The organism is Streptosporangium sp. G12 (assembly GCF_052983175.1).
Genome location: NZ_JBRIQO010000020.1, coordinates 1 through 14,875, shown reverse-complemented (window position 1 = coordinate 14,875; position 14,875 = coordinate 1). Strand labels below are relative to the sequence as shown.

The following is a 14,875-nucleotide window of genomic DNA, read 5'->3' as shown; positions in this document are numbered from 1 at the left end:
GCACGTTTTGATCCGGGTCGCCCGCGGCCCGGGACCTCACCCTCGTTCGACCCGTCGATCTCGCGCGCCCGCCCCAGGAGGCCGGTTTGAGTGTGCACGATACCGCCCGGATCGCCATGACCGCCGATCCTTCCCGGTCCACCGTCCCGATCCGCGACCGCGCGGGCACGCCCTCGTGGCGCGGCGTGGAGCCGGAGGAGACGCCGTGACGGACGTTTCCCACTTATCTGATTTATCCGACTTACCCGGCGGCTCGCGCCGCCCCGAACCCCACCCCGCCACCGAGCCCCGCCCCACCCCCGGGGACCGGGCCGCGCGGGCCGCGGTCGTCGGGGCGGGCCCGGCGGGATCGCTGCTCGCCGTCCTCCTCGCCCGCCGCGGCCACCCGGTCGACGTCTACGACATGCGCCCCGACCCGCGCGACGGCAAGGGCGACGGAGAGGGACGCTCGATCAACCTGGGCCTGTCGGCCCGCGGCATCCGCGCCCTGCGGCACGTCGGCCTGTGGAACGCTCTCGGGGACAGGCTCGTGCCCATGCGGGGACGGATGATCCACCGTCCGGGCAGGCCCGCGGCCTTCCAGGCGTACGGCACCGACCCGGGGGAGATCCTCTACTCGGTCCGCAGGGACGAGCTGACCACCCTCCTCGTCGAGAGCGCCGCCGCGCACGAGGGGGTGAGGCACCTCTTCGGCGTCCGCTGCGCGGGAGTCGACCGCGAGAGCGGGGAGCTGACCCTGGCCGACGTGACCACCGGGGAGACGCGCGAGGCCCGCGCGGACTTCGTGGTCGGCGCGGACGGAGCGTTCTCCGCCGTACGCACCGCCATGCAGCGAGGGCTCGCCGCCGACTACCGCCAGGAGTTCCTCGAATGGGGGTACAAGGAACTCACGATCCCCGCCGCCCCCGGCGGCGGCTCCCGCATCCCGCTGGAGGCGCTGCACGTCTGGCCCGGTGAGAACGCCCTGATCGTCGCCCACCCCAACGTGGACGGCTCGCTCACCGCGACGCTCTTCCTGCCGCACTCCGGCACCCCAGGCTTCGCCGAACTCGCCGGGGAGCGGGACGTCACCCGCTTCTTCCGGCGGACGTTCCCCGGCGTGGTGGACCTCGTGCCCGACCTGGCCGCGCAGTACGCCGCCAACCCGGTCGGGAACCTGGTGACCATCCGCACCTCGCGCTGGCGGCACGCGGACCGGGTTGTCCTGGCGGGCGACGCCGCCCACGCGGTCTACCCGTTCTACGGCCAGGGCATGAACTCGGCCCTGGAGGACTGCCTGGTGCTCGACGGCTGCCTCGCCCGGCACCCCGGCGACCGCGCGGCCGCGTTCGAGGAGTACCAACGGCTGCGCAAACCGCACACCGACATCCTGGCCGACCTGTCGGAGCGGAACTTCGCCGACCTGCGCGACGGCACCCGGTCACCGCTGCGGCTGGCCCGCAGGCAGGCCGACCTCGCGCTGAACCGCGCCTTCCCCGCCCTGTGGCGGCCGCTCTACACCATGGTCTCGCACACCGACATGCCCTACGGCGAGGCGTTGCGCCGGGCCCACCGGCAGGACCGCGTGCTGCGCTGGTCGGGCGCAGGGCTGGCCGCCGGGCTGGCCGCGGGAGCAGCCCTCGCGGCCGTACGGATCGGCTCCTCACCACGGAGGACGGCCCCATGATCACGCACCCCGACGACCCGTCGCTCCGCCTGATCGAGGTCGCCGACCTCGACGCCCCGTCCCCGCCGCCCGAGGTCCTCGCCCACCGGGACGCGCTGCGGGCCGTCGTGGACTGGGCCGGGACCTACCTGTGCCGCCCGCACCCCGACCTGGGCCGCAACGGCCCGGTCTGCCCGTACGCCCAGGGCTCGCTGAGCCGGAACAGGTTCTACCTCGCGGTGCCCGAGGCGGGACCCCGCGCCGTCGAGACCGTCGAGGACGTCGTCGCCGCGGTGGAGCCCTACCGGGCCTGGTTCGTCCGGCTCGCGCCGCTGGACGGGCCCGAGGCCGTGTTCACCACGATCCTGCTGCTCCTGCCCTGCCTCCGCGACCGCCTGGAGTTCGTCGACGGCGCGCAGAACGCGCTGAAGGCCGCCTTCGTCGAGGAGGGCCTGATGATCGGGGAGTTCCACGACGGGCCGCCCGACAAGCCGGGGCTGTGGAACCCGTCGCTGCGCCCCCTGGCCGGTCCCGTGCCGCTGCTCGCGATCCGCCACATGGTCGCCACGGACCTCCCCTTCCTGTGGGGGGACCCGGCCCACCGGCGCGCGTACCTGACCCGGTTCGACGGCAGGGTGCCCGCCCATCTGCGAGAGATCGTCATGGAGGCCGTCATGGAGGGGACCGAGTGATACCGCCCGCGCGCCGCGACCCCGCCGCGCCCGTCCCGCTCACCCCCGCCCAGGCACGCCTGTGGTTCCTCGACCGGGTCGGGTCCGGCGGGGCGTCCTACGTCTGCTGGACCTTCCAGCGCCTCGTCGGGCCGCTCGACACGGAGGCGCTGCGCGCGGCCTTCACCGCCGTCGTGGACCGGCACGAGGCGCTGCGCCTGGTCATCGTCGAGGGAGCCGAGGGACCCGCCCAGGTGGTACGGGAGAGCGGGCCGGAACTGCGGGTGGTGGACGCGCCCGACGAGGAGCGGGCGCGCGACATCGTCAGGGACGTGCTCTCGCGCAGGTTCACCCTCGACGGAGCCCCGCTGCACCGGGCCGTGCTGATCAGGCTCGCGGCAGGGGAGCACGTCCTGGGCTGGTGCCTGCACCACATCATGTGCGACGCGCCCTCGCTCGGGATCCTGGAGGAGGACCTCTGGGCCTGCTACCGGGTCCTGGTCGACGGCGAGGAGCCGCCGGGGCCGGTCTCCGCCCAGTTCCCCGACTACGCCGCCTGGCTCGCCGGGCAGGGGGCGGAGGGGCACGAGGCGGGGCTGGCCCACTGGCGCGAGCACCTGTCCGGCGCGCCCGCCGTCACCACCCTCCCGCAGGACCGGGCCCGGCCTCGCGAACCCGTACGGGGCGGGGCCCGCCGCTCCCTGCGGCTGCCCGACACCCTGGTGGCGGACCTGTACGCCCTCGTCAAGGCGCGGCGCTGCACCCTGTTCGTCATCGCGATGTCGGCGATGACCGCCACCCTGGCCAGGCACTCCGACGAGGAGGACGTGGTCGTCGGGACCGCCCTGGTCAACCGGCACCTGATCGAGCTGGAGGGCTCGGTCGGCTGCTACATCAACCTCATCCCGGTGCGGACGGACCTGCGGGCCGACCCCACCCTGGCCGAGCTCCTGCGGGCCGTGCGCGGCTCGGTCATCAGAGGGCTCGGCCACCAGGCGACGCCGTTCGAGGAGATCGCCGAACTGGCCGGAGCCCCCCGGGACCTGCGCAGGAACCCCGTCTTCCAGACGCTGCTCGTCATGGGGGAGGGAGGCCGGTCCACCGAGCGGGCGGCGAACCTCACCACGGAGACCTGGGAACTCGACGAGTCCTCGCCCGGCGCCCGCTTCGACCTCACCCTCGTCGTGAGCGTGAGCGAGAGAGGGATCGAGCTGCACGCCGACTACTCCGCCGACCTCTACGACGAGGTCACCGTCGACCGGTTCCTGCGCCACGTCGTCGTCTTCCTGTCCGCCTTCACCGCCACGCCGGACCTGCGGGTCTGGCAGATCCCGCTCCACGACGAGGTCCACGCCGGTACGCCCGACGCCTCGTACGGCGGTTTCCCGGGGGGCGCGCGGCCCCTGGACGGGGGCACGCCCGACGGCGGTCCGGAGCCCCGCGATCCCCGGCCCGCCGAGGACTTCACGGCGGTCCACGAGCTCATCGCCCGGTGGGCGGCCGAGACCCCCGCCGCTCCCGCGCTGGTCTCGGAGGCGGGGACGATCGGCTACGGCGAGCTGGAACGCCGCTCGGCGCGGCTGGCGGCGCGGCTGAGGGAGGCGGGGGCCCGGCGCGAGTCCGTCGTCGCCGTCGTCCTGCCGAACGGCGAGGACGCCGTCGTCGCCCTGCTCGCCGCGCTGAGGGCGGGGGCCGCCTACCTGCCGCTCAACCCGGCCGACCCGCCGGACAGGATCGCCGGGATACTCCTGGAGGCCGGGGCGGTCGCCGCCGTCACCTCCGACGAGCACCGGGACGCGCTCGCGGGCTACCCCGGCGCGGTTCTCACCGCCGGGGCCGCGGAGGAGGCCGGGGACCCCGGGGGCCTCGGGGACCTCGGTGAGGTGCCGCCCGCGGGACCGGAGGACCTCGCGTACGTGATCTACACGTCGGGGTCCACCGGGCGGCCCAAGGGGGTGATGGTGACCCACGGGACCCTCGCCCGGCTGACCGGGTCGTTCCGCGACATCCATGGGTTCGGGCCCGGCGGGCGGGTGCTGATGCTGCCGCCGCTGACCTTCGACGCCTCGGTGGGGGACGTGTTCCCCGCCCTGTGCTCGGGGGCCGCCGTCGTGCTGCATCCCGACCCCGCCCTGCTCGACGGGCCGGAACTGGTGCGCTTCTGCGCGCGGCACGGCGTGACCGCGGTCGACACCGCGGCCTCCCTGTGGCGCGGGTGGGCGGCCGGACTGGCGCCCGGAGCGGTGCCCGACGGCTGGCCGGTCACCACGATGATGGTCGGGGGGGAGCGGGTGCCGCTCTGGGCGGTCCGCGCCTGGGCCGCCGCCACCGGCGGCCGGGTCGAGCTGTTCAACCACTACGGCCCGACCGAGGCGACCGTGTGCGCCACGGTGCACCGCACCCGCGACGGCGCCGAGGCGGCCGGGCGGGAACACCTGCCGATCGGGCGCCCCCTGCCGCACGTCCGCGCGTACGTCCTCGACCGCAGGGGCGGCCTGGCGCCCACCGGCACGCCGGGCGAGCTCCACCTGGGAGGTGACTGCCTGGCCCGGGGCTACGTCGCCCGGCCGGAGGAGACCGAGGCGCGGTTCGTCCACGACCCCCACGCCGGGCGCGAGGGGGCCCGCATGTACCGGACCGGGGACCTGGCCAGATACCTGCCCGACGGGACGCTGGAGTTCCTCGGGCGGGTCGACCGGCAGCTGAAGGTCAACGGCTACCGGATCGAGCCCGCCGAGATCGAGTCCGCCGTCGCGGCGCACCCGGGGGTGCGGGACGCGGCCGTCGTGGCCTCCCCCGAGGGAGACCGGCTCGTCGGCTACGTGGCGCCGCGCACCACCGACCCCGAGGAGCTTCGGGGCTTCCTGCGCGAGCGGCTGCCCCGGCACATGGTGCCCGCCGTGCTCGTACCGCTCGACGAGATCCCGCGCACACCGCACGGGAAGGTCGACACCGGGCGGCTCCCGGACGCCTCGCGGGACGCGCCCGGATACGTCCCGCCGCGCGGCCCGCTGGAGACGGCGCTGGCCGGGGTGTGGGCCCGGGTGCTCGACCTTCCCCGGGTGGGACGCCACGACAACTTCTTCGCCCTCGGCGGCTCCTCGCTGCTGGCCGCCAGGGTGCTCGGCGAGGCCCGCGGGGAGACCGGGGCCGAGCTCTCCCTCGGCGGTCTCTTCGAGACGGCCGACCTGGCGGAGTTCGCGGCCTCCGCGGCCACGCCGGAACCGGCCCTCGGCGACGACGACCTGAGGGCGCTGGCCGTGCTGCCCGGCGATGTGCGCGACGCCCTCGCCCCGGCGCGCGGCGTACCGGGGGACGGGGGCGAGGCGCCCGGTCCCGTGTCCGGCGTACCGGGGAACGCGCGCGGCGTCCTCCGCCCGGCCGGCTCCGCGCCGGGCGGGGCGGCGGGGTGGCCCGAGCGGGTGCTGCTGACGGGGGCGACGGGCCTTCTCGGGGCGCACCTGCTGGCCGAGTTGCTCGACCGGGGCGTTCCCGAGGTGGTGTGCCTGGTCAGGGCGGGGGACGGGCACGCCGCCGCCGGCCGGGTCCGTGACGTCCTGACCCGGCACGGCCTCTGGAGACCCGGTTACCGGGAGAGGGTCACCGGTCTGGCCGGGGACCTGACGGCGCCCCGGCTGGGGCTGGAGCCCGGCGTCCACGACGCCGTGGCGGAGGGGAGCGACCTGATCTGCCACACCGGGCGGATCGTCAACTTCGTCCAGCCGTACCGGATGCTCGGCCCCGTGAACGTCGGCGGGACCGTGGAGATGGTCCGGCTGGCCGCGCACCTGCGGCCGACCCCGCTGCACGCCGTCTCCACCCTCGGCGTGTACCTGGGCCGGGCGGGCGAGGACCGCCCGATCACCGAGGACGAGGCCCCGGACGACCCCGCCGGATTGGACTCCCCGTACTACCAGACCAGGTGGGTCGCCGACGCGGTGGCGCGGCGGGCCCGCGAGCACGGCCTGCCCGTGACGGTCCACCGGCCCGCGCGGGTCGGCGGCCACAGCCTCACCGGCAGGGGCGATCCCGCGGACTACCTCAACCGGCTGCTCGCCACGTTCGTCCAGCTCCGCATGGTGCCCGACATCCCGGTCACCGAGGACGTCGTCCCCGTCGACCACCTCGCCGCCGCCATCGCCGCGAGGCTGCTGGACCCGGCGTCGGCGGGGCGCGACTTCCACTACTTCGACGCCGAGGGGATCACCTACCGGCAGATGGCGGCGGCCCTGCTCGACCACGGGTACGACGTCGGGCTCGTCCCCTGGGAGCGCTGGCGGGCGGAGATCCTGCGGCGCTCCGCCACGGGCGAGCCGGTCGCCATGGGACCGTTCGCCGCCGATCTGGGCGAGAAGCCGCCGGGACCGCGCGGACCGAGGTTCGACACCTCGTTCACCTGCCCGCCGCCCGGCGCCGCCCTGATCGGTCGCTATCTCGCGTTCCTCGAAACGTGCCCCGGACTCCTTTCCGGAACGTCTCCCCGGACGCCCTCCGAGGCCTCCACCGAGGCCTCCACCGAGGCCTCCACCGAGAAACCCGCCGGGACGTCCATCGGGACGTCCGCCGAAACCGGGACGTCCACCGGGACGTCCGCGGAAGGAGGGCTCCGTTGAGAGCCGACGCGCTCAGGTTCGCCGGCATCTGGTCCGCCGAGCTGGTGTCGGTGATCGGCTCCAGCCTCACCGGCTTCGTGCTCAGCGTCTGGGTCTACCAGGAGTCCGGATCCGAGACCCAGTTCGCCCTCACCATGCTCTGCGCCACGCTGCCCGGCATCCTCATCACCCCCTTCTCCGGGGTGGTCGTCGACCGCTTCGACAGGAAGCGGGTGCTCGTGCTGAGCGACTGCGGGGCGGCGCTGTCGACGGCCGCGCTGCTGCTGATCGTCCAGGCGCAGAGCCTGGCCGTGTGGCACGTCTACGTCGCCACCGCGGTCGGCGCGATCTGCGGGACCTTCCACCTCACCGTCTACCAGGCGATGACGCCGCTGCTGGTCCCCGAACGCCACCTGGGCCGGGCCAACGGGCTGATGCAGGCCACCTGGGGGCTGCAGATCGCGGCCCCGGTGGCGGCGGGGACGCTGCTGGAGGTGGTGGGACTGCGCGGGGTGCTCCTGCTGGACCTCCTGTCGTTCGCCGTCGCGACGGTCGTGGTCCTGGCGACCAGGCTGCCCAGGTCGGTCACCCGGCCCGAGACCGTCGCGAGCCCGCCGTCGCTGGGCACCGACCTGCTCTTCGGGCTGCGGCACCTGCGTTCCCACGGGCTGTTCCCCCTGCTGGCGGTCTTCGCCGCGTTCAACCTCGTGTTCGCCGTCGCGGGGGTGCTGATCCGCCCGCTCATCCTGTCGTTCACCGGGCCCGCCACGCTCGGGGTGCTGGTGTTCGCCGGTGGGGCGGGGCTGTTCGCGGGAAGCCTGGTCATGGGCCTGTGGGGAGGGCCGCGCCGCAGGATCACCGGGATGAGCCTCTTCATGGCGGCGGGCGGGCTCGCCCTGGCGGCGCACGGCCTGTCGCCCTCGGTGGTGCTCATCGCGGTGGTCGCCCCCGCGTTCCTGTTCGTCCTGCCGGTGGTCAACGGCTGCGTGATGACGGTCCTGCAGCTCAAGACGGAGGCGGGGGCGCTCGGCAGGGTGCTCGCCACGGCGCGCACCCTGTCCCAGTGCGCGATGCCCATCGCCTACCTGAGCGCCGCGCCCGCCGCCGAGCATCTGACCGGCCCCCTGCTGATGCCGGGCGGCGCGCTCGCCGGGAGCGTCGGGGAACTGATCGGGACGGGCCCCGGCAGGGGCACCGCCCTGATCTTCCTGGTCGACGGGCTGCTGCTCGTCGTCCTCGCGGTCACGACCTTCGTCCTTCCCCGGCTCCGCCGCCTGGAGCGCGAGATCCCCGACGCGCCCAGAACGGACACCGCGCCCGCCCCGGTCTCCTGACCCCCGCCCCCGGGACCGCGTCCCCGCGAGAAACCTTCGGAACCGCGACCCTCACGCACCCCGCCCATACGAACCGCGACCCTTACGAACGAGGTCCGATGCCGCTGCACCTGACACCCGAGGAAGCCCGCCGCTACCTGGAGAGCGGAGAGGCGCCCGGTCCGCATCTCGACGTGATCGGCGCCATGTCGGCGCACGCCGCCGCGGCCGGGCTCCGGCTCGGCCTGTTCGAGGCCCTGGCGGACGGGCCCAGAGAGCTGACCGAACTGGCCGCCGGGCTCGGCGCCGACCGGGACGGCCTGCGCGTCCTGCTCGGCGCGCTCGCCGCGACCGGGTACGTGAGCTCCGAGGCCGGCGGGTACGCGCTCACCGCCGTGTCCCGCCCGCTGCTCGGCGGGTACGGCAACACGCTGCTGTTCTGGCAGGAGGTCCTGGCCGGGCTCTGGGGCGGGCTGGAGGAGTCGGTGCGCTCCGGCAGGCGCGGCGCCGACTTCTACGCCTGGCTGGCCGGGCGCCCCGAGGTGCTGGCCCGCTTCCAGCGGCTGCTCCAGGACCAGGCGGGGTGGCTGGCGGAGGAGATCGCCGCCGTCGCCCCCCTGCCGGGCGGCGCCTCCCGGCTGCTCGACCTGGGCGGCGGGCACGCCCGCTACAGCATCGCCTACTGCCGCGACCGGCCGGACCTGCGCGCCACCGTCGTCGACCTGCCCTCGGGGATCGAGGCGGGCCGTCCGGCGGTGGCCTCGGCGGGGATGGCCGACCGCGTCACCCTCCTCGCCGGGGACATCCTGGGCGATCTTCCGTACCGGGACCAGGACGCCGTGCTGCTGTTCAACCTGCTGCACGGCTTCGGCGAGGAGCAGGCCTCGGCCCTGCTGCGGGCCGCGGCGCGCACGCTTCGGCCCGGCGGGGTCGTGCTGGTCCTCGACCGGGATCCCGGCCATCCGGGCGACACGGCGGCGCGGGCCTTCACCCCGCTCTTCGAGCTCAACCTGCACCACACCCAGGGCGGGCGGCTGTACTCCCCGGAGACGATCACCCGATGGCTCGCCGAGGCCGGTTGTCACGGACCGCAGGAGTACGTCCTGACGCGCTCCCCGGCCCACCTTCTGATCATCGCCACCAGGGCGTGAGCCGCACGGACGGCGACCGGGCCCGCCCGAGTGAAGCGGCCCTCCCGGCCCGCCGGAGTGAAGCGGAGGTAACGACCGGCTGTGCGTCCTGCGCTCGGATCGCTGAGTGAACCCCAGGTGTGCGAAGATCTGCGCTGACGTACTGGCGGTGACGGCGATGGAGCGTACCAGAATGAAATCGACGAGGCTGTGGGCCGCTCCCGTGGCGGGGGCTCTCATGGCGGGAAACATGCTCGTCGCCGTGCCCGGAGCCACCGCGGCCACGGCTGCGGCCGCGGCGGGCACCGTCTACTACGTCGACTCCAGGTCCGGAGACGACTCCGCCGCCGGGACCTCGGCCGCGGCGGCCTGGCGCAGCCTGGACAACGTCAACGCCGCCACCCTGGGCCCCGGCGACACCGTGCGCCTCAAGCGCGGCGGCAGCTGGCCGGGCGCGCTGACGCTGTCCGGCCGGGGCACCGCCGCCGGCCCCATCTCGGTCGAGCCGTACGGCGAGGGCGCGGCCCCGAGGATCAGCGGCAGGGACGCGGCCTGCGTGGTGATCTCGGGCTCCTACGTGCGGGTCGTGGGGGTGCGGGCGAGCAACTGCCGGTGGGCCGGCTTCGAGGTCGGCGGCAGCCGCAACGAGCTCGACCGCGTCATCGCCGACCGCAACATCACCGGGGTCCACTTCGTCGGCGCGCGCAACGTCGTCAAGAACAGCTTTCTGAGCGACAACAACCGCATGAGCGTCAACGACGAGGGCGGCGACGACGACTCCGGCGCGTTCGGCGTGCTGCTCAACGGCGACGACAACCTCGTCACCGGAAACGTGATCACCGGCAGCTACGCGAGCAGCAAGGACTACGGCACCGACGGCGCCGCGGTGGAGGTGTTCAACGGTGACCGCAACCGGATCACCCACAACATCGCCAGGAACAACGAGACCTTCGTCGAGCTCGGCGCGCAGAAGGGCAAGACCGCCGGGGGCAACATCTTCGCCCACAACGTGGTCACCTCCTCGCGCAGGGGCTCCTTCCTCGTCACCCGGGGCGCCGGCCACGTGGTCGGGCCGGTGAAGGGCACCGTCGCGGTGCACAACTCGGTCTACCTGCCCGCCCGTAAGACCCTCGGCTGGGCCTGCCACGACGGCTGCTCCCCGGCGATCCTGAAGCTGCGCAACAACATCATCGTGGTCGGCGGCGAGGTGGGCTTCGAGGACGGCAAGGGGGCCGACGAGGACGCCGGCGTCTACAAGGGCCGCTCCCGCAAGTTCAAGCTCGGCCCCCGGTCGATCATGGCCGACCCCCGCTTCAGGAGCCGGACGGACCTGCGCCTGCTCCCCGGCTCCCCGGCGCTCGGCCGCGGCGTCAAGCTCGGCCCCACCTGGTACGGCGGGGCGGGCCTGGCCCGCGACCTCTCCGGTGCCACGCTGTCCGCGACCCCCGCCGCCGGGGCCTATCAGTCCTGACTTTTACCCGTTTTGGGTCTTATTCTGGACATCTCCCCGGAACCTTCGTGAAACCTGGCTAGGACAGTCTGGTGCGCAGAGCGAGGTGATCGGCATGATGTTGCGGCTACGTGTCTCCTTCCCGGACAGGCCGGGCGCACTGGGCCAGGCGGCCCGGGTACTCGGCACGCTGGGTGCGGACATCCTCCAGGTGACGGTCCTGGAACGCGAGCTCGGCCGGGCGGTGGACGACTTCACCGTCTCCTGGCCCGGCACCGTGGACGCGGAGACGGTCAGGGACCGCCTCTCCGGCGTTCCCGGGATGCGCGTCGAGGGCGTCTGGCCCACCCGCGAGATACCCGGTACCGCGCCCGACTACGACCTGCTGAAGCACGTCGCCGCCGATCCCGGCAGGGCCTTCGCCACCCTCGTGGACGCCATGCCCGACCTGGTGAGCGCCGAGTGGGCGGTGATCCTGTCGCCGGAGAGCGAAGATCTCGTCCATCGCAGCTGGCAGGCTCCGGTGGCCCTCGACGAGACGGGTGGCCTCGTCGGCGTCAAGGCGGCCGACCTCGCCACGCTGCGCCCCGCCGTCCTCGGTTCCGGGCGGCACCAGCTGATGAGCCTCCCGGTGCCGGACACGAGCCGGCACCTGGTCCTGGCCAGGGCCGACGGCCCGCCCTTCCACCGCGCGGAGCTGGACCGTGCCATCCGTGTCCTGGAGATCGTCTCCATCATGAGTCGATCCTCTTAAGTCCCCGCGTTTCCGATATGTCGGTTATGGGGTAGGAAGGCTAGGAGTGGCTCGGCGCCACCTGCGGTGACCGCGCCTTTGTCCGTCGTGCCCGGCCCCGTCCACCGTGGGCGGCCGGGTCCGCCCGGCGGGACGGTGGCCGTCGCGCACACCCGCATCAGATCTCCCCCCGATAGACGCCGCTGGTCGTATCGGTACCGGGCCCCCGCGGGTCCGCGAGGAGGGCAGCCTGATGCCTGAGCGCCACCACGTGACGATGATCCTGCTGGGGCTGTGCCTGGGAGCCGCCACGGCCTGCGGGGGGAGCCCGGCCGTCACGGACGCCGCCTCCGCGGTCCCGGTGCGAGACTCCGACCTCGAGCGAAGTCCCGGCCCCCGGCAGAGCGCCACCCCCGGTACCGGTTCCCCGGGGAGCGCCGCACCCGTGCCGGAGGGGTTCAAACGGATCGGGGGACCCGCCAACGGCGTCACCGTCGCGGTCCCGAAGGAATGGGTGGCGCTCGACCTGACCAAGGACGATCTCGACAAGGGGCTGAAGAGAAGCGGCCTGTCGGGTCCCACGCTGGAACAGGCGAAGAAGAGCCTGCAGACCCTGGTCGACAACAACGGCATCTGGGCGTCGGACACCGACTCGGCGAAGACCTCCAGGAACGGCTTCCCCACCAACCTCAACGCCTTCTGCCAGGCCGGCCGGCAGATCCCGACGGAACAGCTGCTCAGGGAGACCAGATCCCAGCTGGAACAGCTCAACGCCAAGGTCATCGAGACGGGGAAGGTGCGGATCGGCTCCAGGGAGGTGGCGCGGCTCGTCTACTCGTTCGAGACCAACGGCGTCAACGTCCGGGGCACCCAGTACTACGTACCGGTCGAGGACCGGACCTGCATCGTCACGCTCAGCACCGACACCGGGGGCAAGCAGGAGCTGTTCGACCGGATCGGCGAGACGATCAGGCCGGTCTGACCGCCTCATCTCCCGCGGCAGGCGAGGGGGCCCCGTACGACCGGCGCCGCACCGCCCCGCCGCCGTGGGCGGCTCCGGGGCGGCGCCGCGTCAGCGCTGCGGCGGGTCGATGCGGGCGCCGTCCATGGTGAAGAGCATCAGGCGGGTGACGTCGACACCGACCCTGGCGGGCTCTCCGGACCGCCAGACCGGGCGGGAGCCCAGGCGGACGATGAGGTCGGCCCGGCGGTGGTGGCCGCTGACGTGCTCCTGCTGCTGCTGCGGCTCGGCGTCCTCGTCGAACACGCCACCGGGCATCAGCCGCCGCAGGACCGAGCGGATCCGCCCGCCGACGAGGGGGACGCCCAGGCCGTTGGCCTTGTGCCGGGGGTCGGGGGGCTCGGGCACGGCCACGGAGGTCAGCCCGCTCTCGACGTAGGCGAGCCACTCGTGGCCGTGGTACTCCAGGGCGCGGACGCGGCCGAGGAAGGTCGGGCCCTCGAAGCTGTCGGGGACCGGGGCCAGGCAGTCCGGGCGCAGGCCGACGATGATCTGGTGGCCCACATGCTGGGAGATGACGTACGCCCTGGGATCGGTCCAGGGGATCATGATCTGGTGCGGGCCGAAGTCCAGCAGGATGAACTGGTTCTGCGGGGTCCGTACGGTGGCCGCGAGCAGGTTGATCTGCTGGGAGCTGAGGAAGGCCGCGGTGAAGGCGGTCGCGGGGTCGTTGTAGACCTGGCCGGGAGTGCCGACGTCCTGCAGGACGCCGCGGTTCATGATGGCGATCCGGTCGGCCAGCGTGAGGGCCTCGACCTGGTCGTGCGTCACGTAGATCGTGGTCACCCCGAGGGAGCGGACCAGCGACGAGATCTCCATCCGCAGCTCGGTGCGCATGCCCGCGTCCAGGTTGGAGAGCGGCTCGTCCATCAGGAAGAGCGAGGGCTGGCGGACGATCGCGCGGCCCATCGCCACGCGCTGGCGCTGGCCGCCGGAGAGCGTTCCAGGGCGCCGTTCCAGGGTCTCGTCGATGTGCAACGCCTTGGACAGCTCCGTCACGCGCTCCCTGACCATCGCGGGGTCGGCCTTCGCGATCTCCAGGGGGAAGGCGATGTTGCCGCGTACCGTCCGGTGCGGGTAGAGCGCCCCGTTCTGGAACACCATGGCCACGTCGCGGTCGCGGGGAGCGAGCTCGTTGGCGAGCGTGCCGCCCAGCCACAGGTCCCCTTCGGTGACCTCCTCCAGACCCGCGATCATCCGGAGCAGGGTGGATTTGCCGCAGCCGGAAGGGCCTAACAGAACGAGAAACTCCCCGTTTTCCGCGCGCAGACTCATGCGGTCGACCGCGAGGTATCCACCCGGGTATACCTTGCTCACGTTGTCGAGGACGACGGTACTCATGCGCGCTCGTTCCTCCCGGACGCCCCCGCCCGGATCCCAGCTGTGTGATTGATGAGGTAGTACATCGCGACACTTGCCCGTGTGTCCATAGATGTCGTTAGAAATCGCTCATCTAATGGTTACTTCTCCGTTCCCGGGCGTGACGGTCGGTCGTGACACCAAGCCTTTACCGGAGCGCCAGCACGAAGGTTGAAATGTTACAGTTTGCGAAAAGTTGCAGAAACGAATTTCATAGAGGGCGCCGGACGCCGATCGGTTCGCGCCCGGTTCAGCCGCATGGTGGGGTGACTGCTTGGTGACTCCTCCGCTCCCTGAAGGGAGCGGCTTCTCGCTAGGCCGCTTGCGCGACGTCGCGAAGGGCAAGCCCTGCCCTGAGGATGTTGATCGCCGCGTTCACGTCGGCGTGCGCCGTATGAGCGCACCGCTGACAGTGGAACCCGGCTTGGGTGAGGCGGTTCTCCTTCGCGACGTGGCCGCAGGCGGCGCACGTGCGGGAGGTGTTTCGGGGGTTCACTGCGATCAGCTCTCGACCGGCGCTTTCAGCCTTGTCCGCGAGGATTCGCAGGAACACCCCCCAACCCGCGTCCAGGAGGCTGCGGTTCAGGCCGGACTTTTGCGCGACGTTCCGGCCGGGTGTCTCCACCGTGCCGGACGCCGATCGGGTCATGTTGGCGATCCGCAGGTCCTCGTGGGCGATGACGTCGTAGTCGCGAACCAGGTGCAGAGCCGCCTTGTGCGCGCCGTCGAGGCGTTGCCGGCGCACCTTGCCGTGCAGGGCGGCGATCCGGGCCACGGCCTTGCGGCGCCGCGCAGAGCCCCGCTTCTTACGTGCCAGGTCCCGCTGAGCGGCGGCGAGGCGGTCTGCGGACGCCGCCAGGTGGCGCGGGTTGTCGAGGTGGTCGCCGTCGGAGGTGGTGACCAACGACGCCACCCCCAGGTCGATGCCGACGACCGCGCCGGTCGCGGGAAGCGGTTCGGC

Annotated in this window: 11 protein-coding genes; 9 read left to right on the top strand and 2 right to left on the bottom strand. The window is 73.2% G+C overall.

Features of this window, described 5'->3' with window-relative positions; all coding sequences use genetic code 11:
• Positions 1–86 precede the first annotated feature (86 nt).
• From ACVCAG_RS28315 to ACVCAG_RS28275, 9 genes are all read left to right on the top strand, one after another.
• Positions 87–209 carry a hypothetical protein gene (locus ACVCAG_RS28315; protein ID WP_440086476.1) on the top strand — a complete coding sequence of 41 codons (123 nt, stop codon included), beginning with the start codon at positions 87–89 and terminating at the stop codon, positions 207–209.
• Positions 206–1,666, top strand: coding sequence for an FAD-dependent oxidoreductase (locus ACVCAG_RS28310; protein WP_447190574.1), 1,461 nt, complete (start codon positions 206–208; stop codon positions 1,664–1,666). Before ACVCAG_RS28315 ends, ACVCAG_RS28310 begins: the two co-directional genes overlap by 4 nt.
• Positions 1,663–2,337, top strand: coding sequence for a DUF6875 domain-containing protein (locus ACVCAG_RS28305; protein ID WP_440086474.1), 675 nt, complete (start codon positions 1,663–1,665; stop codon positions 2,335–2,337). The genes ACVCAG_RS28310 and ACVCAG_RS28305 overlap by 4 nt, the downstream gene beginning before the upstream one ends.
• Positions 2,334–6,929, top strand: a complete 4,596-nt coding sequence (locus ACVCAG_RS28300; RefSeq protein ID WP_447190573.1) for a non-ribosomal peptide synthetase — start codon at positions 2,334–2,336, stop codon at positions 6,927–6,929. The genes ACVCAG_RS28305 and ACVCAG_RS28300 overlap by 4 nt, the downstream gene beginning before the upstream one ends.
• A complete protein-coding gene (locus ACVCAG_RS28295; RefSeq protein ID WP_440086472.1) occupies positions 6,926–8,242 on the top strand; it encodes an MFS transporter in 1,317 nt (438 codons plus the stop codon). Before ACVCAG_RS28300 ends, ACVCAG_RS28295 begins: the two co-directional genes overlap by 4 nt.
• 98 nt (positions 8,243–8,340) lie before the next feature.
• Positions 8,341–9,372, top strand: coding sequence for a methyltransferase (locus ACVCAG_RS28290; protein WP_447190572.1), 1,032 nt, complete (start codon positions 8,341–8,343; stop codon positions 9,370–9,372).
• Positions 9,373–9,544: 172 nt separating this feature from the next.
• Positions 9,545–10,822 (top strand): right-handed parallel beta-helix repeat-containing protein, encoded by a 1,278-nt coding sequence (locus tag ACVCAG_RS28285; RefSeq protein ID WP_440086470.1) that lies wholly within the window; start codon positions 9,545–9,547, stop codon positions 10,820–10,822.
• Between the two features lie 94 nt (positions 10,823–10,916).
• Complete coding sequence (locus ACVCAG_RS28280; protein ID WP_440086469.1) at positions 10,917–11,555, top strand: amino acid-binding protein; 639 nt, start codon at positions 10,917–10,919, stop codon at positions 11,553–11,555.
• Positions 11,556–11,787: 232 nt separating this feature from the next.
• A complete protein-coding gene (locus ACVCAG_RS28275; protein WP_440086467.1) occupies positions 11,788–12,516 on the top strand; it encodes a hypothetical protein in 729 nt (242 codons plus the stop codon).
• A gap of 90 nt (positions 12,517–12,606) precedes the next feature.
• Here ACVCAG_RS28275 and ACVCAG_RS28270 read toward each other — a convergent pair whose 3' ends face one another.
• A complete protein-coding gene (locus ACVCAG_RS28270; protein ID WP_362845700.1) occupies positions 12,607–13,896 on the bottom strand; it encodes an ABC transporter ATP-binding protein in 1,290 nt (429 codons plus the stop codon).
• Positions 13,897–14,227: 331 nt separating this feature from the next.
• Positions 14,228–14,875: RNA-guided endonuclease InsQ/TnpB family protein (locus ACVCAG_RS28265; protein WP_447190571.1), on the bottom strand; the 648-nt coding region annotated here is incomplete at its 5' end.